The sequence below is a fragment of the Actinokineospora alba genome (genome assembly GCF_004362515.1).
GTDB classification, from domain to species: Bacteria; Actinomycetota; Actinomycetes; order Mycobacteriales; family Pseudonocardiaceae; genus Actinokineospora; species Actinokineospora alba.
On sequence record NZ_SNXU01000001.1, the window covers coordinates 4,995,935 to 5,019,940 of the forward strand.

The following is a 24,006-nucleotide window of genomic DNA, read 5'->3' on the forward strand; positions in this document are numbered from 1 at the left end:
CCGCTCGCTCCGGTGCGGTTCATCCGCACCGGAGCGGGCGGTCGGCGCGACCGCGCCACAACACCCCGCGCGCCGCGCCAGGCGAAGTCAGCAGACACGGAAGAGGACCGATGAGGATTGGTATGAAATCGACGAAGTTGGCCGCGGGGCTGTCCGGCGTCCTCGCCGCCGGGATGGTCGCCGCGGGACTCCTTGTCGGCGCCGGGACCGGTGCGGCGGCCCAGCAGGTCGATGTCGACAAGACGCTGGACTTCTCCTGCCCCTTCCCGCTGCTGGGCATGCAGACGCTCAAGACCAGGATCCAGGCCACCTTCACCCTGCCCGCCGCTCCCGGCGACCCGGTGAAGACCTCGAACTTCAAGACGACCGCCACCGTGCCCGCGACCTCGACGGTCGGCCTGCGTGAGGTGGCCGCGGCTACCCTCGAGGGCACCGCGGACGCGGCGGTCAACGTCGCCACCGGCGGCGCGAACCTGAACATCAGGCTCCCCGGCCTGGCCGTCGCGAAGACCACGATCCCCGAGAGCGGGCCATTCGCCATGGCCGTCACCGGGTCCGTCCCGGAGTTCGCGCCCGAGCCCGGCCCGGTGTCGGTGACGATGAAGGGCTACACCGCCTTCGTCTCGCCGAAGAAGGCCGACGGCAGCTACACCGGTATCGGCGACATCGTCTCGCCGTGCACCCTCGTTCCCGGCCAGAACCCGGAGCTGCTCAGCTTCGTCGCGGGCGGCGGTGGGAGCACCACCGTCACCACGTCGCCGCCGCCGAACGGGGTGAAGTACGGCTACGCCATCAAAGGCAAGTCGAACCTCAAGAACCTCACCGGTGACGTCCCGATCTTCGGGACCATCGACGCCGAGCTGGTCCTGGCGACCAAGCAGTTCACCGCCGCGCTGGCGCTGAACCCCACGACCGCGAATCTGACCATCATGGGCTTCCTGCCCGTGGTGTCCAAAGTGGAATTCGAGAACGTCGGACAGACGTCCGGGAACATCGATGCCACCGGCGTGCTGAGATCGGCTTCCAAGGTCACGATCAAGCTCCCGCAGGTCTCCCTGTTCGGCTTCCCGATCAGCCAGAGCGCGGACTGTAAAACCGTTGCCCCGTCGGACATCGCGCTGCAGTCGGCCGCGGACTTCGACGTCATCGCAGGCGGCAGGCTCACCGGCACGTACGCCATCGCTGCGCTCAAGGGCTGCGGCGGCTTCAACGACTACATCAGCGGCTTCGTCGCCGCGGACGGCAACAAGCTCGACCTGACACTGACCGCTAAGTAGCACCAAGGGTGCGCACGTGAAAGAGGACCTATGAGGACACGGATGAACGGGAAGATGGCCGCCGGAGTGGCCGCCACGGCAACGGTCGCGGTGGTGGCCGGGTTGTTCGCGAGCAGTGGGACCGCGTCCGCGGCCGCGAGCCTGGACCTGAACTACTCCTGCACCTTTCCGCTGATCGATGTGCAGCCGGTCAAGGTGCACATCAACGCGGCCATCCCCGACACCATCACCGTGGGCGTGCCGACCGGCGAGTTCACCATCGAGGCCTTGTCCACGCTGAACGAGGACACCACGACCGGTCTGAAGCTGGTCAAGGTCGCGACGATCGAGGGCAAGGCCATCTCGACCGCGCACATCACCGCGCCCGGTTTCGACACCGATCTCGAAGTTCCGGTCACCGTGGAGAAGACGTCGATCCCCGCGTCGGGCGGGTTCACCGTCAAGGCCACCGGCAAGACGCCGTCGCTGAAGTTCCCGCAGGCGGGCCCGATCAAGATCACGGTCCACGACCTGATGCTGAACATCACCGCGAGGAAGGCCGACGGGTCGCTGGCGAGCATTCCGCCGTCGAACCCGTTCGACGCGCCGTGTGCTCAGGACCCGGGTCAGAACAACGTGTTGAAGGAAGGCCAGATCCTTCCGGGCGGTGGCGGCGGCACCACCACGCCGACCACGCCGTCGTCCACGACGACTCAGCCGACCAGCTCGACCCAGCCGACGACGACTGAGCCGACCAGTTCGACTCAGCCCACGACTGAGCCCACGACGACTGAGCCCACGAGTTCGACTCAGCCCACGACCGAGCCGACGACGACTGAGCCGACCAGCTCGACTCAGCCCACGACCGAGCCGACGACGACTGAGCCGACCAGTTCGACTCAGCCGACCACTGAGCCCACGACGACTGAGCCCACGAGTTCGACTCAGCCCACGACTGAGCCGACGACCACTGAGCCGACCAGCTCGACCCAGCCGACGACCGAGCCCACGACGACTGAGCCGACCAGCTCGACCCAGCCGACCAGCTCCACGCAGCCCACGAGCTCCACGCAGCCGACCAGTTCGACGCAGCCGACGAGCTCGACCCAGCCGACCACCGAGCCGACGACGACCGAGCCGACCACCACCGAGCCGACGACCACCACGGTCACGACGCTGCCGGTGGTCAACACCTCGATCCCGTCCGGTGGTGGTGGCGGCTACGTCCCCACGAACACCAGCTCGAACGGCGAACTCGCCAACACCGGTTCGTCGGTGGCGTGGCCGCTCGGCATCGGCCTGCTGCTGATCGGGTTGGGCGCCAACATGATCCTGGTGATGCGCTTGCGCGCCCGCCGTCGCTGACAGTCCACAGGGGACGCCCGGTGCGCGTCTGACCCGCACCGGGCGTCCCCATCCACCTACTTCCACTACTGACTCGGAGGTCGAGCGGTGCGCTCTCTCTTCACTCACTCCTCGCAAAAGGCGGCGCGGCGCAAATCCCGGCTCTCCGCTCTCGCCACGGTTCTGATGGTCGCGGCTTCGGCCGTGGCGCTCGCCGCCACCCCGTCCGCGGCCGCCGGCCCGGCTCCCGCCGACCCCGGCCCGAACGACGACTCGTTCTACACCCCACCGTCGCCCCTGCCCGCGGGCGCGCCCGGTGACGTCATCCGCTGGCGGCCGAGCCCGGCGCCGCAGTTCACCGGCACGGTGAACTCCTGGCAGGTCATGTACCTGTCCGCCGACGAGGACGGCGCCCCGAACGCGGTCACCGGGACGATCCTGGTGCCCAAGACCGCGAACCCGGCCACCGCCCCCATCGTCAGCTTCGCCTCCGGCACCCACGGCGGCGCTTTCCGCTGCGCGCCGTCGTCGATGCTGGCCGTCGGCGCGGGCTACGAGCGCCCGGCGATCGCCGACATGCTCAAGGCCGGTTACGCGGTCGTCATGACCGACTACGCGGGCTACCACGTCAAGCCGAAGACCACCTACATCACCGGCCTGTCCGAGGGCCGCGCGGTGATCGACATGGTCCGGGCGGGCCAGAAACTGCCCGCGGCCAAGCTTTCCACGACCGCCCCGGTGTTCTTCCGCGGCTACTCCCAGGGCGGCGGCGCGGCCCTGTGGGCGGGCCAGCTGCAGCCCGAGTACGGCCAGGACGTCAAGCTCGCGGGCGTCGTCGCCGGCGGTGTCCCGGGTGACTTGGTCCAGGTCACCCTCAAGCTCGACGGCAGCCGCGGCTTCGGCTTCCTGCTGTACGCCTTGGTGGGCCTCAACAACGCCTACCCGGAGATCAACCTGGCCTCTTACTTGAACGACGCCGGCCGCGCCGCGGTCGCCGACGTCGAGAACGAGGCGTGCACCTTGGAACTGGTGGTGAAGTACAAGAACAAGGCCCTGTCCGAGTTCACCACCGACACCCCGGTCCAGGAGGCCCTCCTGGCCGCTGTCGCGAAGAACAAGCTCGGCACGATGCCGGTGAAGGTCCCGGTTCTCCAGTACCACGGGTCGAATGACGACATCGTCGCTTTCGGACAGGCGGACACGTTGCACAAGACGTACTGCCGTGCGGGTGTGAACCTGACCTGGAAGACCTACCCGACTGACCACATCACCGGGATCTTCGACGGGAACGCTGACGCTATGACGTTCCTCAAGGACCGGGTGGCGGGAACTCCGGCCACTCCCAACTGCCCGTAGCCAGACCACAACGAAGGAGGCCGGGAGCGAACATCGCTCCCGGCCTCCTTCGTTGTGCTGTGGGGTCCAAGGCCACCACCCCCCACCACGGTTGAGCGGCCGCAGGGACAGTTCACCCCTGCAGTTCCCCCTTGCCCCTCGTCCTGGCAATCTTTAATTCCCGATCATCGGTGTCAAGGGTCAGCTTGCTGATCGCGAAGCGACGGCGCTTGCGCCGCCCTTGACGCCGATGATCGGGAATTAAACAATCGAGCCAGAGGGGCTCACTCCGGGTGCACGCCGCACGAGCGCGCAGATGCGTGGAGCCACAAGGGGAAGAGTCTCCCTCGGCCTCAAGTGTTTAACTCTCGATCATCGCTGTCAAGGGCGGCCGTAAACGGCCGTCGCTGCGCGATCGCTGCGCGACCCTTGACAGCGATGATCGAGAGTTAAAGATGGCCAGGACGAGGGTGCAGGGGGAAGTGCAGGGATGAAGAGCCGTCCCTCAGGGTAACCACGTCCGGGGGTGAAGGGATCAAGGACCCGTCCCTGGGGGTTCGGTCGTCCTGAGGTCAGGGGACAGGAGCCGTCTTTGAGGGTTCGGTCGTCCTGGGGTGCAGGGACAAGAGCCATCCCCGAAGGGCCGCTCGTCCGTGCCCAGCCTGTGTCTGATTCTCGGGCCCCATGACAAACACAAAAGGAGGGCCCCGCCGCATGATCGCGGCGGGGCCCTCCGGCGGGGAGCGGTATTACTTCCCTGTGGAGCTGTACTGCTTACTTACTTCGAGGTCAGGTTGACCGCGATGGTGTTGCCGGCCGAAGCGGCGAAACCACTGATGTAGTCGTTGAACGAGCCACAGCCCTTGAGCGGGGCGATGGTGTAGGTGCCGGTCAGCTGACCACCGGCGATGACATCGAAGTCCGCAGCCGACTGCAGGTTGATGTCGGACGGGGTGACGGTCTTGCAGTCCGCGCTCTGGCTGATCGGGAAGCCGAACAGGCTGACCTGCGGCAGCTTGATGGTCAGCAGCGAGTTGGACTTGAGCGCTCCATCAGCCTCGATGGAACCGGTGGTCTGGCGCTCGTTGACGAACTCGACCTTGGACACGACGGGCAGGAAGCCCATGATGCTGAGGTTGGCCGTGGCCGGGTTCAGCACCAGGTCCGCGGTGAACTTCTTGGTCGCGAGCGTCAGGTTGGCGTCGATGGTGCCCTTCAGCGGGACATCACCGGACATGTTCTTCAGGTTCGACTTGCCCGCCAGGGTGTAGCCGTACTTGACCGTGCCGCCACCGCCGGGGGTCGTGGTGACCGGCGGCTTCGTGGTGGTGGTGGTGACCGGCGGCTGGGTCGTCGTGGTCGGGTTCGTGGTGCTGGGCGGAGTGGTCGGGGTGGTGGTGCCACCGCCGCCGCCCGGAAGGATCTGGCCTTCCTTCAGCACGTTGTTCTGGCCCGGGTCCTGAACACAGGGAGCCTCGAAGGGGTTGGACGGCGGGATGCTCGCGAGCGTGCCGTCAGCCTTCTTGGCGGTGATGTTCAGAACGATGTCGTGGACCGTGATCTTGATCGGTCCGGCCTGCGGGAACTTCAGCGACGGGGTCTTGCCGGTCGCCTTGACGGTGAAGCCGCCGGACGCCGGGATCGCGGTCTTCTCCACGGTCACCGGAACGTCGAGGTCGGTGTCGAAGCCAGGCGCGGTGATGTGCGCGGTGGACATCGCGGTGCCCTCGATCGTGGCGACCTTGACCAGCTTGAGGCCGGTCGTGGTGTCCTCGTTCAGCGTGGAGATCGCCTCGATCTGGAACTCGCCGGTCGGCACACCCGCGGTGATCGTGTCGGGGATGCTGGCGTTGATCTGGATCTTGACCGGCTGAACGTCGATCAGGGGGAAGGTGCAGCCGTAGTTCAGATCAAGGGAGGCGGCCGCGCTCGTGCCCGCACCGATGAAAAGGCCGGCGCCCACCAGCCCGGCAGTGGTGACCGAGGCCAATACCGCGGTCAATTTCTTTGAACCTCTGCGATGATTCACAATCATCCTTTCGTGGTATCAACGGTGATACGAATACCGCGGGCTCCGGTGCGCAGTCGTCAGCGGAGACCGAACTGGCAAGAGTGGCCGGGAAGGTTGCGAGGGGTTCTGTAACAGGCTCGCTACCTTTAAGGAAACTAGCTTTGCGACTTTGGCCACGCAAGCTTTCCCCGAGCCCATCGTGAAATCGGTTCAACCTTTGTCATGGGCGAATATTTTCGACCGACCGGTTGGACTGTGTGGGACAACTCTCACCGGGATGGAGCATCGCCTAAGGACACGAAGACGAACAGCCCGTGACGGTCGGCGTAGATCGTCTCGAATGGGGCGCCGCCGTGTCGCTGCGAGATCCAGCGCAGCGGGTCCTGCGGCGGGACCGGCGCGCCGCTGTGTTTCTGGTCGAAGACGACGTACTGCGGGACCGGGTTGTTCGCATGTCCGATCCAGTAGGTGTCGGTGCGCCCCGACAGCGGCGCGAGCAGGTTCAACGTGGTCTCCACGGTCGCCCCGTCCGGGACCAGGGCCATCGCCGTCCAGGCCGCCTCGACGCGTTCCTCCGGGGAGAACATGGTCTTCGGGTCCCAGTACTGCGACAGCGGGAACTTGTCCGTCAGCGCGATCGCGATGGCCAGCATGGCGATCGCGCCGTGCGTCGCCCACGCCTTCCGTGCCCGGTCCCGAAGGCCCTGACCTGCGGATTCGGTCGCGCGAAGCCGGATCAAGGCATCGATGGCGGCGACGAACAAGATCGGCATGAGCGGTGCGCTGTAGTGGAAGGTGGTGCCCCAGTAGAACTCGTTGGGCGAGATGAACCGCAGCCCGAGCGGGACGACCGCGATCAGGGTGATCGGTGACCGCACCGCGAGGAAGGCGGTCGCGAGCAACAACAGGAACAAGGTGTGGACCTTGACGTCGCCCGAGGTCCACAGCTGCTCGCCCAAGGCGGAAATCATGCCGAACGGACCCTGTTCCGTGGTCGGGTCGGCACCGCCCGCCTGCTTCCAGAACGGGTATTTGCCCTCAGGGTTTATCGCGGGGATGAGTATTCCGATCGCGATCAGCGTCGCCGCGATCCCGAACACGCCCAGGACGGCGCCCGCGAGCCGCTTGCCGCGAATGGCGATGACCAAGCCGATTCCCGCGACGATGAACCCGAGGTCCTCCTTGACGAGCACCAGCGGCAGCGCCCACATGATCGCGTGGGGGAACCGCTGCTCCACGACCGCCACCAGCGAGAACGCGATGAGCGGGACGGCGAACGCGATCTCGTGGAAGTCGAAGTCGACCGCGGCCTGCAGCCCCCAGGACAGCCCGTACGCGGCGCCCACGGCGTAGCCGGAGCCGGTGCCGAGCCGCTCGACGGCCAGCCGGGTGATCGGCGCGACCGACACGGCGATGAGCAGCGCCTGCGCCACCAGCAGGGTCATCGGGCTCGGCCACAGCCGGTACAGCGGCCCGAGCAGGGCAAGGATGGGGTGGAAGTGCTCTCCGAGCACGTTGTACCCGTGTTCCCGCACGTTCGAGATGGGCGGCTCGAACTTGGCGTACCCGGCCACGGCCTGGGTGAACAACGCCAGGTCGAACGAACCGTGCGCGATGCGCTGGAACCGCGCCAGGGACATCACCGCGTAACCGATGAAGATCGCCGCCGCCAGTAACCACGGCCCCTTGGTCACGCTCGGTGACGTTTCGCTCTTCTGCACAGTTTTAGCGCCCATCTTGCTCACGATGAAATAAGAATGATGGCGGAGCCGAGTGTTTCCCGAAAGACCGGAAGTCGTCAATGTAATTCCGGTCCCGCCCGGCGGGCAAACATCGGCGGGGTCGAGTGCCTGGTCCGAGCGGTGTCACTCACATTCGAACAAGGTTTGCGAGACCCTTGTTGTGTGGTGCACGAGGTTGCCTCGGCCGGCTTGACGCCCCTCACACGCGCCTTCTAACTTCGCTCAACAGCGCCGGATGGGTGTCACTCGTTTGGTCGGGTGTCCATACGGTCCGGTCTGGCCGGTGAGGAGCCTCGTGGAAATTCAGGATAAATCACTGGTTATCACCGGTGCGGGCCGTGGAATCGGTGCCGCGATGGCGCTGCGTTTCGCGCACGAGCGGCCCCGCGGCGTTCTTGTCACCGATATCGATGAACTCGGCGCCCAGCGGGTCGCGGCCCAGGTGCGTTCTCTCGGCGTTCCGTCGATCGGCGTGCGCGTCGACGTCGGCGACCGCGACCAGATCACCGGTTTGGTCAAGCTCGCCGAGAAGGAATTCGACGGCGTCGACATCGTCTGCTCCAACGCCGGTATCGCCACCGGAATGGGCATCCACGCGGGCGACGCCGACTGGGCCCGCTCCTGGTCGATCAACGTGCTCGCGCACGTGCACCTGGCCCAGGCCGTGCTGCCCGCGATGGCCCGCACGCGCGGCGGCCACTTCATGATCACGGCGAGCGCCGTCGGACTGCTCGGCCTGCCCGGCGACGCGCCGTACTCGGTGACCAAGCACGCCGCGGTCGGCCTCGCGGAGTGGCTGGCGTTCACCTACGGCGGCCTCGGTGTCACGGTCAGCGCGCTGTGCCCGATGGGTGTGCGCACCGAACTGCTCATGGCGGGCCTGGAAGCGGGCCACCCCGCCGCGCGCGCGGTCGCCGACGTCGCGCCGATCATCACCGCGGAAGAGGTCGCCGAAGCCGCGGCCCAAGGCGTGATCGACGACCGGTTCCTCATCCTTCCCCACCCGGAGATCGCGGACCTCTACGCGAGCAAGGCCGCCGACCCCCAGGCGTGGGTGACCAACCAGCAGTCCGCCGCACGCCCGCGGATCAAGGCGTGACCTGGGCCCGCGCCCGATCGCGGAACACGAACAGCGGAGGCGACATGCCAGCGAGAGTCGAACGGCCCGATCTCGTCATCGGGATCACCGCGTCCGGTGCGGCCGACGCCGCCCTGTGCGCGGCGGTCAGCGGCGCGGGCGGGCTGGGAGTCCTCGACCTGGGCAGCGGCGACCGGGCCGCCCGGGAGGCGCTGGCCTCGGTCGTCCGGGTGGCCGAGGACGCGCCGATCGGCGTCCGGGTGCCGCACTCCTGCGCGCTGACGGTCGAGGATTTCCTTGCCCTGCTGGGAGACCGCTCGACCCGGATCGCCGCCGTCGTACTCGGCTGGGACTCCCCGTGGTCGCTCGCCGAGATCCCGGACCACTTCTTCGTGCTGGTGGAGGCCACCTCGGCCGCCGAAGCGCTGCGGGCGGCCGAGAACGGCGCCGACGGCGTCATCCTGCGGGGGAGTGAGGCGGGTGGGCGGGTCGGGTCGCTCGGCTCGTTCGTGCTGCTGCAGCAGGTGCTCAACGACCCGGACCTCACGGTGCCGGTGTGGGTGTGCGGCGGAATCGGCCCGAACACCGCCGCGGGCGCCGTCGTGGCGGGCGCCGCGGGTGTCGTCCTGGAGACCCAGCTGTCGCTGCTTCCCGAGGCCGAGCTGCCCGCACACGCCCGTGCGGCGCTGGCCACCGGCGACGCGTCGGCCACCGTCCTCGTCGGCGGGCACCGGGTGCTGCCCGACCGCACCGCCGAACCGCTGGCCGCCGACCTCGACGAGTCGACAGTGGCCACCCGGGTGGCGGCGGGCGAGCTGGTCGCCGCGGGCCAGGATGTCTTTCTGGCGCAGCGGTTCGCGCGTTCCCATGGGAGCGTCGCCCGCGCCGTTCGAGCCGTGCTCACCGCGGTCCGTTCCGCGCTGGCGCCGGGTGTCGCGGGGCTGGCCGAGGGCTCGGCTCTAGCGCGTGCGCTGGGCACCGCGCTGCCGGTCGCGCAGGGGCCGATGACCCGGGTCAGCGACCAGGCCGCGTTCGCCGCCGCCGTCGCCGGACACGGGGCGCTTCCGTTCGTCGCGCTCGCCTTGTCCACAGAGGACCAGACGCGTGCGCTGCTCACCGAGACCCGGGAAACCCTGGGGGAACGGCCCTGGGGCGTCGGCGTCCTCGGGTTCGCACCCGAGGGCATCCGCGCCGCGCAGCTCGCGGTCATCAAGGAGATGCGTCCGGCCACCGCGCTCATCGCGGGTGGCAGGCCCGATCAGGCCCGTGCGCTGGAAGACGAGGGCATCGCCACCTTCCTGCACGTGCCGTCGACCGGTCTGCTGAGCCAGTTCCTCGCCGCGGGTGCGCGCCGGTTCGTCTTCGAGGGCGCCGAATGCGGCGGCCATGTCGGCCCGCTGTCGAGCTTCGCGCTCTGGGAGGCGCAGGTCGCCGTCCTGATCGAGGCCGTCGACGCGGGTCTGCGCGCCGACGAGCTGCACCTGCTCTTCGCCGGCGGAATCCACGACGCGCGCTCCGCCGCGACCGTCGCCGCCGTGGCCGATCCGCTGGTGCGCAAGGGCGCCGGTGTCGGCGTCCTGATGGGCACCGGCTACCTGTTCACTGAAGAAGCCGTCACCTGCGGCGCCGTTCAGCCGGTGTTCCAGCGCCAGGTCCTGGCCGCAACGCACACCGAGCTGCTGCGCACCGCCCCCGGCCACGCGACCCGCTGCGTGAGCAGCCCGTTCACCGAGTCCTTCCACTCCCTGGGCCGGGAACTGCTCGACCAGGGTGTGCCCGAGCGCGAGGTGTGGGAGCGGCTGGAGTCGCTCAACACCGGCAGGCTGCGCATCGCCAGCAAGGGCGTGCGCCGCGAGGGCGACGAACTCGTCGCCGTCGACGAGGACGACCAGCTTGACCAGGGCCTGTTCATGGCCGGCGACGTCGCCGTCCTGCGGTCCCAGCCGACCACCATCGCCGCCCTGCACGCCGAGGTCACCTCCGGCGCGGTCGCGTTGTGGAACAAGCGGTCCACCGTGCTGCGGTCCTACATGGACATGCCCGCCGAAACTCCGGAGCTGCCGCCGCTCGACATCGCCATCGTCGGCATGTCGGCGATGTTCCCCGGCGCCGACACCCTCGCCGCCTTCTGGTCCACTGTGGTCGGTGGCGCGGACCAGGTGACCGAAGTGCCGCAGGGCCGCTGGGACGTCGACACCTACTACGCCGCGGGCGGCGGCCCCGGCCGCACCCCGTCGAAGTGGGGCGGCTTCCTGCCCGAGATCCCGTTCGACCCGCTGAGCTACGGCATCCCGCCGTCGACCCTGGCCGCCATCGAGCCGGTGCAGCTGCTGGCCCTCGAAGCGGCCCGCCGCGCGCTGGCCGACGCGGGCTACCCCGACGGCGGACCGGGCCGCGACCGCACGAGCGTCGTGTTCGGCGCGGAGGCGGGCAGCGACCTGGCCACCGCGCAGACCCTGCGCATGGCCCTGCCCGAGTACCTCGGCGCGGTCCCGGAGCAGCTGGCCGACCAGCTGCCGGAGCTGAGCGAGGACACGTTCCCCGGCAGGCTGGCCAACGTCATCTCCGGGCGCATCGCCAACCGGCTCGACCTGGGCGGCGCCAACTACACCGTCGACGCCGCCTGCGCGTCGTCGCTGGCCGCGGTCGACATCGGCTGCAAGGAACTCGTCGGCGGCACCAGCGACATGGTTCTGTGCGGCGGCGCCGACCTGCACAACGCGGTCGATGACTACCTCTTGTTCTCCTCGGTCGGCGCGTTGTCCAAGACGGGTCGCTGCGCGACCTTCGACTCCTCAGCCGACGGCATCGCCCTCGGTGAAGGCGTGGCCGTCGTGGTCCTCAAGCGCCTGGCCGACGCCGAGCGCGACGGCGACCGGGTGTACGCGGTGATCCGCGGTGTCGGCAGCGGCAGTGACGGCAAGGCGCTGGGCCTGACCGCTCCCCGTCCCGATGGCCAGCGCCGCGCGATCGAGCGCGCCTACCGCACCGCGCGGGTGTCGCCGACCGAGATCGGCCTGGTCGAGGCGCACGGCACCGGCACGGTCGTCGGCGACCGCACCGAGCTGTCCACTTTGGACGCCGTGTTCACCGAGGCGGGCGCCGAGCCGGGCAGCTGCGTCATCGGATCGGTGAAGTCGCAGATCGGGCACACCAAGTGCGCGGCCGGGCTCGCCGGGCTGATCAAGGCCGCGCTGGCGGTGCACACCGGAGTCAAGCCGCCGACGCTGCACGTCAGCGAGCCCAACCCGGCGTGGGACCCGCGCACCAGCCCGTTCGTCTTCCACGGCCAGGCCGCTCCCTGGACCGAGCGCCCCGACCACCGGGTCGCCGGGGTCAGCGCGTTCGGCTTCGGCGGCACCAACTTCCACGTCGTGCTGCGCGGACACCAGCGCTCCGACGCGCTCCGCCACGGCCTGCGCGAGTGGCCCGCCGAGCTGCTCGTGTTCCGCGGCGCCGACGCCGCGACCGCGCGCAGACAGGCCGAACGCCTGCTGACCCTCGTCACCACCAACGACGCCCACGGCAGGCCGTGGACGCTGCGCGACCTCGCGCGGACGGCCGCCGAGCGCGCCGACCGCGACCGCTCACCGGTCCGCATCGCCGTGGTGGCCAAGGATCTGGACGAGCTGGCCACCCAGTTGCGGGCGGCCATCGCCGGTCAGTCGGCGCCCGGACTGCACGTCGAGGGTGGCCCCTCCGGCAAGCTCGGGGTGCTGTTCCCCGGCCAGGGCAGCCAGCGCCCGGGAATGCTCGCCGACCTGTTCGTCGCGTTCCCCGAACTGGGCAGGCTGGCCCGCGCGGTCGGCATGGACACCGGCGTGATCTTCCCGCCGTCCGCGTTCGACGCGGACAGCACGGCCGCGCAGGCCGACGCCCTGCGCGACACCAGGGTCGCGCAGCCCGCCCTGGGCCTGACCGGGCTCGCCGTGCACCACCTGCTGACCCGGCTCGGCGTCACCGCCGACGCCTTCGGCGGGCACAGCTACGGCGAACTCGTCGCGCTCGCCGCGGCGGGCGCGCTCGACGCGGGCACCCTGATGGGCCTGAGCACGGCTCGCGCCGAGGCCATCCTCGGTGCGGCGGGCGACGACCCCGGCACGATGGCCGCGGTCTCCGCGAGCCGCGCCGACACCGCGGCCGTGCTCGACAAGCTGTCCGGAACCGTGGTCATCGCCAACGACAACGGCCCGCGGCAGGTCGTGGTGTCCGGGCCGACAGCGGAGGTCGAGGAGGCACTGGAAGCCTTGCGGGCGGCCGGTTTGTCCGCCCAGCGCATCCCCGTGGCGTGCGCTTTCCACAGTCCGCTGGTGGCGGGCGCGGGGGAGACGTTCGCCGAGGTGCTGGCCGGTGTTCCGGTCAGCACGCCCGAGGTGACCGTGTGGTCCAACCGCACGGCGAGCGCGTACCCGACCGACCCGGACGGTGTCCGCGCCGAACTGGCCGCCCAGATCGGCTCCCCGGTGCGCTTCGCCGACCAGATCGAGGCGATGTACGCCGACGGCGTGCGGATCTTCCTCGAGGCGGGCGCCGGCCGAGTCCTCAGTGGACTCGTCGGCCGCATCCTCGGCGACCGCCCGCACACCGTGATCACCTGCGACGGCGGCGGCCTCCCCGGCCTGCTCGACGCGGTTGCTCGGCTGGCGGTTGCCGGGAGCGACGTCCGCACCGGCTGGCTGTTCAGCGGCCGCGACGCCAAGGACGTCAGCACGTTGACGCCGCCCGCGCGTCCGGGCTGGACGATCGATGGCAGCTTCGTGCGGACCGTGGACGGCAGCTACGTGGGCTTGGCGCCTGCGCGCAAGGTCACGTTGGCGGGCCCCGCGGTGGCCGTGCCCGCCGCGTCGGACCGCGACGAGATGGTGAGCGACTTCCTGCGCACCAGCCGGGAACTCATCGCGGCGCAGCGGGATGTCCTGCTGGGCTACCTGGGTTCGGCGCCCGTGGCGCAGCCGGTCACGCAGCAGACCGTGCGGCCCGTCGCACGGCCCGCCGTGGCGCCGGTAGCCGCACCTGTGGCCGCCCGGCCCGCGGTCGTCGCGCCGGACGCGCTGTCGGTGGTGGTCGAGGTGATCGCCGCCCGCACCGGGTATCCCGTGGAGATGATCGACCCGGCGGTGGATCTGGAAGCGGATCTGAGCGTCGACTCGATCAAGCGGACCGAGATCGCCGGTGAGGTGGCGTCGCGGTTGGGTCTGACCGGCCAGAACGCGATCGACGCCTTGGTGAAGACCCGCACGGCCGCCGCGATGGCCCAGGCCGCCGGCGGACCGGAGAACGTCGCCGCCTCGATGCCCCAGGCGGTCGACGCGCTCACGGTGGTGATCGAGGTGATCGCGGGTCGGACGGGGTACCCGGTCGAGATGATCGACCCCGCGGTGGACTTGGAAGCGGATCTGAGTGTGGATTCGATCAAGCGGACGGAGATCGCCGGTGAGGTGGCGGCTCGGCTTGGGTTGGGTCAGGACCAGGTCGACGTGCTGGTGAAGGCCCGGACGGCCGGGACGATGGCTCAGGCCGCCGGTGGGTCGGCGCCCGCCACCGTGCCGGTGCCTCAGGCGGTTGACGCGCTTGCCGTGGTGGTCGAGGTGATCGCGGCTCGTACCGGGTATCCGGTGGAGATGATCAGTCCGACGGTGGATCTGGAAGCGGATCTGAGTGTGGATTCGATCAAGCGGACGGAGATCGCCGGTGAGGTGGCGGCTCGGCTTGGGTTGGGTCAGGACCAGGTCGATGTGCTGGTGAAGACCCGCACGGCCGCCGCGATGGCGGAGGCCGCCGGCGGAACGAAGCCCGTCGTCGCCTCGGTGCCCCAGGCGGTCGACGCGCTCGCCGTCGTGGTTGAGGTGATTGCGGCTCGTACCGGGTATCCGGTGGAGATGATCAGTCCGACGGTGGATCTGGAAGCGGATCTGAGTGTGGATTCGATCAAGCGCACGGAGATCGCCGGTGAGGTGGCCGCTCGGCTCGGGCTGGGGCAGGACCAGGTCGACGTGCTGGTCAAGGCCCGCACCGCGGCCGCGATGGCGCAGGCGACGGGGACGGAATCCGCGCTCGTGGCACCGGTGACCGAGACCGAACCTGGTGTGATGGCAAAGGATTCCGCGGCCGGTCCACTCGCTGTCGTGATCGACGTGATCGCCGCCCGCACCGGCTACCCGCCCGAGATGATCAGCCCGACGATCGACCTGGAAGCCGACCTGAGCATCGACTCGATCAAGCGGACCGAGATCGCCGGTGAGGTCGCCGCCCGACTCGGGCTCGGCCAGGACCAGGTCGAGGTGCTGGTCAAGGCCCGCACCGCGGCCGCCATGGCGGGTTCCGTGGCGGACAAGGCGTCGCCACTGGGTGTCGCGGGTTCGCCCGCACAGCGCTACGTGCTGGAGCTGGTGGCGGCCGCCGCCGAACCGACCGACGACATGCTGGCACTGGCGGGCAAGCACATCCTGATCGCCGGCGGCGACCCGGCGCTGGCCACCGAACTGGCCGACCAGCTCTCCGCCCGCGGTGCGCTGGCCATCCCCTTCCAGGGCAGGCCGGAACTGGCCGCCGACGTCGATCGGGTCGACGGCCTCATCTCGCTGCACGCCCTGCACGACGAGGACGCCGTGCTCCCCGGCACGTTCGGGCTGCTGAAGTCCGCGCTCGCCCGCGGGCCGAAGTGGGTGATCGCGGCCTCGGCCGCGACGCCGGTGGCCGCCGGGCTGCGGGGACTTTTCCGGTCCCTGCACCGCGAATACCCCGAGCTGGTGGCCAGGCACGTCGAACTCGACGCGGCCATGAGCCACGAGCAGACCGCCGAGCTCATCGTCACCGAGGTACTCACCGGCCGCGACGAGCCTGCCGTGATCGTCACCGCCGAGGGCAGGCGGGCGTACCGCATGGTGCCCAAGGCGCTCGGTTCCCTCGCCACCTCCGGCGCGGGACCGGCGGGCACCGGCGCGGCCGAGGCGCAGGCCGTGGGCTTGGGCCGCGACTCCGTGGTGCTGCTCATCGGCGGGGCGCGCGGGATCACCGCCCAGGTGGCCGTCGCGATCGGCGAGGCCGCGGGCTGCCACATCGAACTCGCGGGCCGCACCGTGCTCGACGCCGAGCCGGAGCCCCCGGCCGTCCTGGTCGCCCGCGACCTGGCGGGGCTGCGGTCGGCGCTGGCCGGGCTCGGTGGGCGTGACCTGGCGCAGATCGAGCGGGAAGCCCGCGAGATCCTCGCGCGCAGAGAGGTCATCGCGACCCTGCGGGAGATCAGAGGCACCGGCGCGACCGCCGAGTACCACACCCTCGACGTGCGCGACGGCGACGCGGTCCGGCAGCTGATCAAGCAGGTGCACACCGAGCACGGCAGGCTCGACGGCGTCGTCTACGCCGCGGGTGTCATCGAGGACCGGCTGGTGGCGGACAAGGACCCGAAGTCGTTCGAGCGGGTCTACGGCACCAAGGTCGGCGGTGCGAGCGCGGTGCTCGGCGAGCTGAGCGACCTGGCCGTGGCCACCAAGTTCGTCGTCTTCTTCGGCAGCATCGCCGCCGCCCTGGGCAACCGGGGCCAGGCCGACTACGCCGCAGCCAACGACGCCCTCGAGAGCATGGCCGCCGAATGGTCGCTGCGTACCGGAAACCGTGCGCTCACTGTCCACTGGGGACCGTGGGCCCCGGTCGGCGCGCACAGTGGCATGGTCAGCGCGGAGCTGGGCCGCTCCTACGCCGAGCGCGGCATCAAGCTGCTCGACCCGAACGACGGCGTGGCCAGCCTGCTGCGCGAACTGGCCTGGGGCGACCCGGACCAGAACGCGGTCGTGTACTCGGCTTCGGAGTGGTGAGGCGATGACGGCCATCGACATCCTCGGACCCCGGACGGTCACCGAGCCGGAGCGGGTGCTGCTGCTGGCCGCCGCCAGCCCGGCCGAGCTGTCCGCGCTGCTCGACCGGTCCGACGCCGACGTCCTCGCCCTGCCGCCCGGCACGGCGACCGGCGCCCGCCTCGGCATCGTCGACCCGACACCGCGCAGGCTCGCCCTGGCCCGCAAGGTGGTCGCCAGGGGTCGGGCTCTGCGTGGCCGCGACGACGTGTGGTTCAGCCCCGACCAGCTGCTGCGCGGCGGTCGGACCGCGTTCGTGTTCCCTGGTCTGGAAGCCGACTTCACCCCGCGGGTCGACGACCTCGCCGAGCTGCTCGGCGTGCCGGTGCCGGACCTGGGCACCCAGACCGTCGGCAGGCACGGCGGCGCGGTCCTCGCCGTGGGCAGGCTGCTGGACGCGGCGCTGCGCCGGATGGCGATCGTGCCGGACGCCGTCGCCGGGCACAGCGTCGGCGAGTGGACGGCGATGATCGCGGGTGGCGTCGTCTCCGGCGCCGACTTCGACGCCATGCTCGCCCGCACCGACCTCGACGCGCTGCGCGTGCCCGGTGTCGAGTTCGCGGTGCTCGGCTGCCCCGCCGCCCGCGCCGCCGAAGCCATCGCGCACAGCCCGGATCTCGTGATCTCACACGAGAACTCGACCAACCAGACCGTCGTGTGCGGTCCCGCCGACCACATCGCCGAGCTGGTCGAGCGGATGCGCGCGGCGGCGGTGATCTGCCAGGTGCTGCCGTTCCGCTCCGGCTTCCACACCCCGATGCTGGCGCCGTTCCTCGGCGAGTTCGAGCAAGGCGTGCCCAGCCTGCGGATGCACCCGGCCGCCATCCCGGTCTGGTCGGCGACCACCGCGAGCCCGTTCCCGGACGACCCGGCGCTGGCCCGTGAGCTGTGTGTGCGCCACCTGATCGAGCCGGTCCGGTTCCGCGACACCGTCCAAGCCCTCTACGACTCCGGTGTCCGCGTCTTCATCCAGGCGGGCCCCGGCCAGCTCGGGTCGCTGATCGACGACACGCTCCGCGACGCCGCCCACCTCACCGTCGCGGCCAACTCCGGGCAGCGCTCCGGTGTCGACCAGCTTCGCCGGGTCGCGGCCGCACTGTGGGCCGAGGGCGGCAATCCCGACTTCACCGCGCTCGTCCCGCGCAAGACCGAGGAGCCGGTCGAGCCGAGTCTGTCCCGGCTGAGCGAGCTGGCCGTGCGGTTCCCGGCGTTGCGCGAGCTGACCGCGCTCATCGACGAGACCGCCGACGCGGTCGCCGCCGTCCTCACCGCGGCGGGCCGACCCACCTTGACGCCGCGCGAGTTCAGCCTGACCGTGTCCACCTCGGACATGCCGTACCTCGCCGACCACTGCTTCGCCCGGCAGCGCGATGGCTGGCCCGACGAGACCGACCTGCGGCCCGTCGTCCCCGCGACGACCGTCGTGCAGCACCTGATCGACGCCGCCCGCTCGGCCGCGCCCGGCCGGGTCGTCGTCGGCGTCGACAACCTGCGCTTCCGCCGCTGGCTGGTCGCCGCGCCCGCGACCGAGGTCGCCGTCTCGGTGCGGCCCTTGGACAGCGACCGGGTCGAGGTCCGCCTCGGGGACTACGCCGACGGCACGGTCGTGCTGGGCGACAGCTACCCGCGGGCCCCTCGGCCGTGGTCGCCCAAGCTGGGGGAGCGGACGCCAAGCCTGTCGGCCGCGGACCTCTACGCCCAGCGCTGGCTCTTCCACGGCCCGTCCTACCAGGGCATCACCCGCACCCTCGCGGTGTCCGACGACGACGCGCGCGCGGAGATCACCGTGCCTGAAGCGCCGGGCGCCCTGCTCGACAACGTCGGCCAGGTCATCGGCCACTGGCTGGTGGAGAACCACCCGCAGCGCTGGATCGCGTTCCCCATCGCGATCAGCCGGATCCGGTTCCACCGCCCGGTTCCCGGCATCGGGTCCACTGTGGACTGCTCGATGCGGGTCACCGGGATCGACCTGGCCACCGTGCGCGCCGACGCCCAGGTCACCGCGGGCGGGGAGGTGGCGGTGTCGATCGAGGGCTGGACCGACACCCGCTTCGACAGCGACGCCGCGATCGGCTCGGTGCACCGGTTCCCCGAGACCAGCACCCTGTCGTGGCGAGCGGAGGGCGGCTGGTGGGCCGCGGCGGAACGCTGGCCGAGTCTGGCTTCCCGCGAGTTCTACCTGCGCAAATACCTTGGCTCCGCGGAGATCGCGGAGTACGAGGCGTGCGCCCCGACCGAGCGGCGGCGGTGGCTGCTGCGCCGGATCGTGGTCAAGGACGCCGTGCGCGGCAGGCTCTGGGACGACGGCTACGGCCCGCTGTTCCCCGCCGAGCTGCGCGTGCGCGAGGACGCGTCCGGCCGGTGCACCATTACCGGCGTGGGCGGGCTGGAGATCCCCGACCTGACCGTCAACGTCGACAGCAGCCACGAGTTCGGGGTGGCGATGGTCGACGGCCAGATCGCGATCGCCGAGCTCGAATGGCCGCCCACCCGCAACCGCGATCCACGGCTGGTGGCGGCCGCGTCGGCGGCCTCCGAGCTGATCGTCAACGCGGGCGGCGCCCGCATCGAACTGGTGGCCAATCCCGATGGCCTGCCTGTTCGCCAGTACGTCGTGGCCTGGGTCCCGGGCCAGTCCACAACGCAGAAGGAGGAAACACCGTGACGACCACACCGATCACCGAGGTGCCGTCCCAGCAGGCAGTGCTCGAGGAGATCAGCTCGATGCTCCTCAGGGTCCTGGACCAGTACGGTCTCGACGACGTGGACATCACCATGGAGACGACGTTCCATGACGAGCTGGGCCTGGAGAGCATCGACCTGGTCACCGTCGGGTCGATGCTGACCGACCGCTACGGCGAGCAGGTCAACCTCGCGGCGTTCCTCGCCGACCTCGACATCGACGACGTGATCGGCATGCGGGTCGGCCTGCTCGTGGACTTCGTGCGCACGGCGCTGAGCCGTCTGCGCCTGGCGGGGAGCTGACACCCGTGGGAATGATCCAGGCGAACGGCATCCGCACGCACTACCAGCTGATGCCCGCGAAGAACCCGACGACACCGCGGCCGCCGACGGTGGTGTTCGTGCACGGCCTCGGCTACGACAGCCTCGCCAGCTTCTACCTGACCCTGGCCGCGCCGGTGTCGCAGGCGGGGATCAACGTGATCACCTACGACCTGCGCGCCCACGGCCGCAGCGACCGCCCGGTGAGCGGCTACCGGGTCGACGACTTCGTCGAGGACCTGCGCGCGCTGCTGGACGAGACCGGCGTCGAGGGCCCGGTTTACCTGGTGGGCAACAGCTTCGGCGGCACCATCGCGTTCAGCTTCGCCGAGCGCTACCCCTCGCGGGTGCGCAGCATCGTCGCCATCGAAGCGGAACCCGCCACCCACGAGTGGTCCCGCAAGATCGGCGGCACGCTGACGAACGTGGTCGACTGGATGGAGGACCCGCAGGTCCTCGCGTGGCTGGAGGAGACCTACGGCGCCCACCACGCGCGCCTGTCGAAGGTCGCCAGCGCGGTCATCCGGGCGACGACGATCGTCGAGGAGGTGCCGCAGGGCCCACTGCTCGACGCCGAGGCACTGCGCGGCATCCGCTGCCCGGTGCTGTCCATTGTGGGCAGTGAGGGCTTCCAGAGCGACAACCTGCTGGCCGTGCAGTCCTCGCTGCCGGACTGCCGCACGGAGGTGATCGACGGCCAGAACCACTCGGTGCTCGTCGAGCGCCACCGCACCGTGCGCACCCTGCTGCTCGACTGGATCGAGGAGATCGAGGCGATTCCCGCGGAGGTGGAGGTCGGCGCGGCGTGAGCCGATTCTTGATAGTCGTGCCGCCTTTCGTGGGCCACGTCAACCCGGTCGTCGGGGTCGCGGCCGAGTTGGCGGAGCGCGGGCACGAGGTGGCGTGGGCGGGGGACCGGGACCTGCTGGACCGGTTGCTCCCAGCCGACTCCACAGTCTTTCCCGTGGCGTGTCCGCTGCCCGACCGGCCCGCCGACGTGCGCGGGTTCGCCGCCTGGAAGTTCCTCTGGGAGGCCATGCTCGTCCCGCTCGCCCACACGATGCTCCCCGGCGTGCACGCGGCGGTCGAGCAGTGGCGGCCGGACGCGCTGCTGGTCGATCAGCAGGCCATTGCCGGGGCGCTCGTCGCCGGTAGGACCGGGCTGCCTTGGGCGACCTCGGCCACCACCTCCTCCGAGATCACCGACCCGCTGGCGACGATGCCCGCGATCGGTGGCTGGGTCCGCGGGATGCTCACCGACCTCCGGCTGCGCTTCGGCGACCCACTCCACGACCACGACCTGCGGTTCTCCCCGCACCTGGTGCTCGCCTTCACCACCCCCGCCCTCGCGGGCGACCCCGCGGTGGCCGCACCCGTGCGGTTCGTCGGACCCTCGCGAAGGCCGACGAGGCCCATCGACTTCCCTTGGGACTGGCTCGACGACCGGCCGCTCGTGCTGGTCACCCTCGGCACCGCCAACGACGACGCGGGCGCCAAATTCCTCGCCGACAGCGTCGCTGCCCTCCGTGCCCGGCCGGGCTTGCAAGCCGTCGTCGTCGACCCCGCGGGCACGCTCGCGGACGTCCCGGCGAATGTCCTGTGCCGCGCCGAGGTGCCGCAACCCGAACTGCTCGACCGGGCCGCGCTCGTGGTCTGCCACGCCGGGCACAACACCGTCTGCGAGGCGCTCGACCGGGCCGTCCCGCTCGTCGTCGCTCCGATCCGGGACGACCAGCCGGTGATCGCCGAGCAGGTCGTGCGCGCCGGGGCGGGAGTCCGGCTGCGGTTCGTGCACGCGGGGGCCGAGCGGATCGGCAAAGCGATCGACGCCGTCCTGACCGAGCCCGGCTACCGCGATGCCGCGAAGCGGGTGCAGGAGTCGTTCGCCGCCGCGGGCGGCGCCGCCGACGCCGCGACCGGACTTGAATTTCTTGCGCGTTCTGCCTGATCAGCCTGTGGCGAACTGACAGAAGATGAGCGAGAACTTGTGGGGCGAAGCGATATTTCGCCGCTCGACAAAATAGCCTTGACCAGCGCGGATTGGCGCTGCGATCCTTGTTTGTAGAGCTGTGACACCTACCAGAGAGGGTGCGCTCCACAAAATTCGGGGGTTGTTTTAAGCAAAGACAGGATCGTGTGCCATGTCAGCCGATTGTGTTGTCTTCGACATCAACATCGATCATCCACGTGAGCGTGTGTGGAGCGTGATCGGCGACCTTCCGCGGTATTCACGATTCTTCCGCGGAATCACCTCATTCGAGCAGATAGCCGCTCGGGGATATGGCACCCCCGCCCGCTTCCTGCTGCGCGCCTCCCTGGGGCCGGGGGCGCTGCTGCACCACGAGATCGAGACCAGGATCGCCCGGCCGGACGAGCAGCTGGTCCTGGCGGGCAAGCCGGACAACGGCAGCTGGGTCTCGATCCGGCTCGAGGACGGCGGACCTGGCCGGACGATCCTCAAGTTCGTCTTCTTCCAGCCCATGCTGCGTCACCCGCAGGGCATCGACTGGACCGAGTCCGACATCAAGAACTGGGTCCGCGACGCCGTGCGCCGCATCGACGGGCACCTCGCGGGCATCTCCGACCCGCGCGCGGTGCTCAAGCGCAAGGACGTCAGCTCGTCCCCGATGCGGATGGTCTCGACCCTGGCCAAGGCCGGGATCCTGGCCCCCGCGCGGCCGGACAAGATGTTCAAGCAGCTCAAGGCCGTCGCCAGCTGGGGCGGGACCATGGTCGCCGGGTACACCGCGGCCGCGGCTCGCGAACCGGGCAAGACCGCGGTCATCGACCCGACCGGCAGACGCACCTTCGGTGAGATCGCCGACCGGTCCGCCCGGCTCGCGGCGGGACTGCGCGACCTCGGGGTTCGCCCGGGCAGCAAGGTCGGCATCCTCGCCCGCAACCACGCCACCTTCATCGAGTCGCTGGTCGCGTTCGGCAAACTCGGCGCCGACGTCGTCATGCTCAACACCGCGCTGTCCGCGGAGCAGGTCGTCGAGGTCGTGCGCCGCCACCGGGTCAAGGTGCTCGTCGTCGACGACGAGTTCGCGGGCAAGGTCGACTACCTGCCGGTGACCATCACCCGGCTGTGGACCGGCTCGAAGTCGCCCACGGTCGAGAGCGTGATCGCCGACAACGAGCCGGGCACGTTCACCCCGCCGAAGGAGCCGGGCAGGCTCATCGTGATGACCTCGGGCACCTCCGGCACGCCGAAAGGCGCGCGCAGACCCACGCCGCCCGGCCTGGGCAGCGCGGCGATGGTGCTCTCCCGGATTCCGCTGAAGGTCGGCGACAGCGTGCTCATCGCCGCCCCGATCTTCCACAGCTGGGGCCTGGTCGGCGTCCAGATCGGCATGGTCCTGCGGGCCACCCTCTCGCTGCAGCGCACCTTCGACGCCGAGGCCACGCTGGCGGCGATCGAGAAGCACCGGATCACCACGCTGTTCGTGGTGCCGATCATGCTGCAGCGCATGCTCGCCCTGCCCGACCACGTGCGCGAGCGCTACGACACCTCCAGCCTGCGCATCGTCGCCAGCAGCGGCTCGGCGATCCCCGGCACCGTGGTCACCGGCTTCATGGATGTCTTCGGCGACATCCTCTACAACTTCTACGGCTCCACCGAGGTCTCCGCGGGCGCCATCGCCACCCCCGCGGACCTGCGGGCCGCGCCCACCACCGCGGGACGCTCGCCGTTGGGGTCCACTTTGGGCATCCTCGGGCCCGACGGCGAGCAGGTGCCGCCGGGGTCGGTCGGCCGGATCTTCGTCGGCAACGACATGCTCTTCGACGGCTACACCGACGGCGTCGCCCGCGAGATCAGACACCAGCTGATGGACACCGGCGACCGCGGCTACTTCGACGCCGACGGGCGGCTGTTCGTCTCCGGCCGCGACGACGAGATGATCGTCTCCGGCGGCGAGAACGTCTTCCCGCGGCCGGTCGAGGAAGTGCTCTCCGCGCTGCCGCAGGTCGACGACGTCGCCGTGGTCGGCGTGCCCGACGACGAGTACGGCCAGCGCCTGGCCGCCTATCTCGTGCTGCGCGCGGGCGCCCGGCTCGACGCCGAACTCGTGCGTTCCTACGTCCATCAGCGGCTGGCCCGGTTCTCCGTGCCCCGCGATGTCCTCTTCGTCGACGAGCTGCCGCGCAACCCCACCGGAAAGGTCCTCAAGCGCCTGCTGACCGATGAGCACCCGCTCGTGCAGCAGCTCGACTGAACCCTTGCTGTCCGTTCCACAAAGTCCGTGGGCGAACTCTGTCCACGGTGATAATTCCGCCCGCATTCCGAGCCATTATGGAAGCCATTTCGGGCACATGTTGTCAGCCGTGTGACACGTCGGTAATGTACCGCTGAGTAGCCGATTCGCGACCATTGCGTGAATTT

12 protein-coding genes are annotated in these 24,006 nt (G+C 70.1%); 10 read left to right on the plus strand and 2 right to left on the minus strand.

The genetic code is table 11. From position 1 onward, the window contains the following. Positions 1-122 precede the first annotated feature (122 nt). The 3 genes from C8E96_RS23060 to C8E96_RS23080 all read left to right on the plus strand — a co-directional run bounded on the left by C8E96_RS23060 (position 123) and on the right by C8E96_RS23080 (position 3,956). On the plus strand, positions 123-1,277 hold the full coding sequence (locus C8E96_RS23060; RefSeq protein ID WP_091382144.1) for a DUF6801 domain-containing protein: 1,155 nt from the start codon (positions 123-125) through the stop codon (positions 1,275-1,277). A gap of 30 nt (positions 1,278-1,307) precedes the next feature. After that, entirely contained in the window at positions 1,308-2,621 is a 1,314-nt protein-coding gene (locus C8E96_RS33765) for a DUF6801 domain-containing protein (protein ID WP_176926830.1), read from the plus strand. A 165-nt stretch (positions 2,622-2,786) separates the two neighbouring features. Next, a complete protein-coding gene (locus tag C8E96_RS23080) occupies positions 2,787-3,956 on the plus strand; it encodes a lipase family protein (protein ID WP_091382485.1) in 1,170 nt (389 codons plus the stop codon). 757 nt (positions 3,957-4,713) lie between these two features. Here the strand turns inward: C8E96_RS23080 and C8E96_RS23085 are convergent. Beyond that, positions 4,714-5,937, minus strand: coding sequence for a DUF6801 domain-containing protein (locus tag C8E96_RS23085; RefSeq protein WP_133794691.1), 1,224 nt, complete (start codon positions 5,935-5,937; stop codon positions 4,714-4,716). A 278-nt stretch (positions 5,938-6,215) separates the two neighbouring features. After that, positions 6,216-7,682, minus strand: a complete 1,467-nt coding sequence (locus C8E96_RS23090) for a DUF2079 domain-containing protein (protein ID WP_133794693.1) — start codon at positions 7,680-7,682, stop codon at positions 6,216-6,218. A 241-nt stretch (positions 7,683-7,923) separates the two neighbouring features. Between C8E96_RS23090 and C8E96_RS23095 the strand changes: the two genes are divergently transcribed. The 7 genes from C8E96_RS23095 (at position 7,924) to C8E96_RS23125 (ending at position 23,839) form a co-directional block, all read left to right on the plus strand. Further along, positions 7,924-8,787 carry an SDR family NAD(P)-dependent oxidoreductase gene (locus C8E96_RS23095; RefSeq protein WP_267463837.1) on the plus strand — a complete coding sequence of 288 codons (864 nt, stop codon included), beginning with the start codon at positions 7,924-7,926 and terminating at the stop codon, positions 8,785-8,787. 44 nt (positions 8,788-8,831) lie between these two features. Next, positions 8,832-16,580, plus strand: coding sequence for a type I polyketide synthase (locus C8E96_RS23100; protein WP_091382483.1), 7,749 nt, complete (start codon positions 8,832-8,834; stop codon positions 16,578-16,580). Positions 16,581-16,584: 4 nt separating this feature from the next. After that, the gene (locus tag C8E96_RS23105) at positions 16,585-19,284 is read left to right on the plus strand and encodes an acyltransferase domain-containing protein (protein WP_091382129.1); all 2,700 of its coding nucleotides are present in this window, start codon (positions 16,585-16,587) and stop codon (positions 19,282-19,284) included. Next, positions 19,281-19,604 (plus strand): acyl carrier protein, encoded by a 324-nt coding sequence (locus C8E96_RS23110; protein WP_228770187.1) that lies wholly within the window; start codon positions 19,281-19,283, stop codon positions 19,602-19,604. The genes C8E96_RS23105 and C8E96_RS23110 overlap by 4 nt, the downstream gene beginning before the upstream one ends. Before the next feature lie 11 nt (positions 19,605-19,615). Beyond that, complete coding sequence (locus C8E96_RS23115; protein ID WP_091382126.1) at positions 19,616-20,431, plus strand: alpha/beta fold hydrolase; 816 nt, start codon at positions 19,616-19,618, stop codon at positions 20,429-20,431. Next, complete coding sequence (locus tag C8E96_RS23120; RefSeq protein ID WP_091382124.1) at positions 20,428-21,570, plus strand: glycosyltransferase; 1,143 nt, start codon at positions 20,428-20,430, stop codon at positions 21,568-21,570. Before C8E96_RS23115 ends, C8E96_RS23120 begins: the two co-directional genes overlap by 4 nt. A gap of 193 nt (positions 21,571-21,763) precedes the next feature. Continuing rightward, positions 21,764-23,839, plus strand: coding sequence for an AMP-binding protein (locus C8E96_RS23125; protein ID WP_091382120.1), 2,076 nt, complete (start codon positions 21,764-21,766; stop codon positions 23,837-23,839). Positions 23,840-24,006: the final 167 nt, after the last annotated feature.